This window comes from Paraburkholderia sp. RL18-085-BIA-A, from assembly GCF_046027075.1.
Taxonomy (GTDB): Bacteria; Pseudomonadota; Gammaproteobacteria; order Burkholderiales; family Burkholderiaceae; genus Paraburkholderia.
On the sequence record NZ_JARESU010000348.1, the window covers coordinates 1 to 2,597 of the forward strand.

At 57.6% G+C, this 2,597-nt stretch carries 3 protein-coding genes; 1 reads left to right on the forward strand and 2 read right to left on the reverse strand.

Annotated elements, in window-relative coordinates:
• Positions 1-354: 354 nt before the first annotated feature.
• Positions 355-564 carry a hypothetical protein gene (locus P0D89_RS52205; protein WP_408370531.1) on the reverse strand — a complete coding sequence of 70 codons (210 nt, stop codon included), beginning with the start codon at positions 562-564 and terminating at the stop codon, positions 355-357.
• A gap of 111 nt (positions 565-675) precedes the next feature.
• Positions 676-1,047 (reverse strand): response regulator, encoded by a 372-nt coding sequence (locus P0D89_RS52210; protein ID WP_408370529.1) that lies wholly within the window; start codon positions 1,045-1,047, stop codon positions 676-678.
• A 456-nt stretch (positions 1,048-1,503) separates the two neighbouring features.
• On the opposite strand from P0D89_RS52210, the gene P0D89_RS52215 reads away from it, so the two are divergent.
• On the forward strand, positions 1,504-2,597 hold a 1,094-nt coding region (locus P0D89_RS52215), incomplete at its 3' end, for a PAS domain S-box protein (RefSeq protein WP_408379496.1).

A 2,597-nucleotide genomic window follows, 5' to 3' on the forward strand; every position in this document is an offset into this window, starting at 1 on the left:
GTCACTCGCCGCTGAGCACAGCGCTCGCTCGTCTCGCTTAAGGCACGGCTTCAGCATGTGGCGATTCGAGCCAGGAGGGGAATGCTCGAAGCTACCTGTCAGACGTTCGGCGAAGAGTTACGTTCTGCGCCTTTGGCGAGCACGTTCGAATGCAACGCTTTGGGAAGTGGCACTAAAGCTTGAGTGAGGAGCCAGGCGTCTTCTTCGAGATAGTCGGCGAAGGGCTTGTAAATTTCTTTCCGCACTAATGGGGTACCGCTGGTTGTAGGCAAAGTTGGAGTGACGGTCAGGAACTCGTGCAGTGTGACCTTTAAGTCCGTAGCTAGAGTCGCCGGCCGGTCCGGAGAAAGTGTGTTACTGCGACTCGAAGGCGTCAGCTCGCGCTTGCGCAATTTCGACCGGAAAATGGTCGTGGTACGCGTCGAACAGCTGTGAGCATAGCTGGGCAAGCGACTCAAGGCCCACGGCCTGGTCTGCGTGTTCGACCTCGCCTGCGCTGAGCATGTCATCGAGAACCGGAGCGAGTCGGCGCAGTCGCACAAACATCGCGGCTTCTAGTTTCATTTTGGACCTCCTGTGGCCAGATGGCGAAGCGCACCTTGAGACACTCAGCCCTCAGGCGATGCTTCACGAGTGAGTTATGCCTTTCCATTGCCGGCGTATTGACGTGACCGGTCACGGCGACGACCCTACTGTGACCTGCGAACTGTGCAGCTGAAGCAGTTCCAGCAGGCGCGACGCCGCGACTGGCTTTCTGAGAAACGCTCCCACCGGCAGGTGGGGCGGCGGTGTCGCCACCGCTGAACTCAGAAGGACAAGAACAGTTGCGAACTCAGGCTCGGCCCCGAGCGCGCCGATGAGGGCTGGACCGTCCATGACCGGCATCATGAAATCCGAAACCACGATGTCCGGGCGTCTTCGACGTGCTGCCTGCAGTGCCTCATGCCCGTTCGACGCAGTCATAACCTCGTAACCTTCCTCGCAAACCAGCGTCTCAAGCGCCCAAAGCAGGTTCATGTCGTCGTCCACCAGTAACACCATCACCATGAGCCGTCCCCAAAGCTGTGGCTGTTCACTTCCTCTGTTTGCCGACAACAGCGATTCCGCTGCTCGCGCGTTGCAGAGCTCGAATGCCCGCTGACTTGCGGAGCTTTGCGCTGTCATCACGCCGGGCGCTGTCTCGATGAGACAAGAGTAGGCTTTGGCGAAGGGCGAATCTACTCTACGGTTGGATATGCCGACGCCGCGTTAGCGCAACGCGGTTATACGAGCGTATAACCGCGGTGAGGAGACTTATCGAGCGGTGTCGTACCGCAGCAAACAGGCAAAATCACTCCGCGTCTCGGACCCGATACAGCGCTTGTCTGTTCGCCGGCAGATTTTTTCATTCTTTAATTAACGCGGGAATGACGACCGAACAGTCGGAGAAGTCGAAAGCGTCGGCTATTATCCGGAGACCGATGCAGGCGGGCCGGTGCAATTGCGCCCAAAGGGAGACGTTCTGTGCGCGCGACAGTTTCTTCACATGAAAGCAGAAGCTTGCGGTACCTGGCGACATTGTGGCTTGGAGGCTGTATCGCGCTCGGAGCCGTTACTGCAACCTGTGTCATTCTGAACCAGGAAGAGAGCACCGCTGGCTTCTTCCTTCTGGTTGCCGTTGTTCTCCTGTCCCTGCTGGACAGCTTCATCTCATCGGTCATTTTCTCGGTTGTCGGCGCCGCGCTGCTCAGCTATTTTTTCACGGCACCTATCGATAGCTTCCACATTAGCAATACCCGGGATTTATTCTCCCTTGTTGCCTTTCTCGTCACGTCACTCGCAATCACCACCCTTGTCAGGCGGATTGGCCGCGTGGAAAAGACGCAGCGCGCGCAGGCACAGCTGCTGGAGCTGACACACGACATTATCATTGTGCGCGATAATAACAACGTGATTACATACTGGAATCAGGCAGCAGAGACACTCTATGGATGGAAGAAGGAAGAGGCGGTTGGGAAGTTCATTGACGAACTTCTGAGTTCGGTGTTCCCGCTGCCTCGAGATGAGCTCCAGCGGATTTTTCTTCGCGACGGCCAGTGGGAGGGCGAGTTAATTCACACGAGGCGGGATGGCACCGAGATAATCGTGACGAGCCGCTGGGCGCTGCAGCGCGACGGTGCGGGAGACCCGTTGGCCACGCTTGAAACCAACAATGACATCACGCAGCGCAAGCATGCCGAAGAACTGCTCCGGAAGAGTCAGGCGCAGTACTTCGCCGAAGCGCAGAAGCTGAGCAGGACCGGCAGTTTTGGCTGGAATGTCTCGAGTGGCGAACTCATCTGGTCCGACGAGACTTTTTCTATCTTCGAATACGACCTGGCGGTCGCGCCCACCATTGAACTGGTCAGGCAGCGGGTGCATCCGGACGATATGCCCCTGTTCGACGAGAAGATTGCAAAGGCGCGCGGTTTCACCGTCGACTTTACCATCGAGCATCGTCTGCTTTTTCCTGATGGACGCGTCAAGCACCTCCACGTCGTGGGGAGGTCAGCGAACGGTCAGCCGGATAACAGAGCGTTCATCGGGGCCGTGATGGACGTGACGGGGGCGAAGCAGAT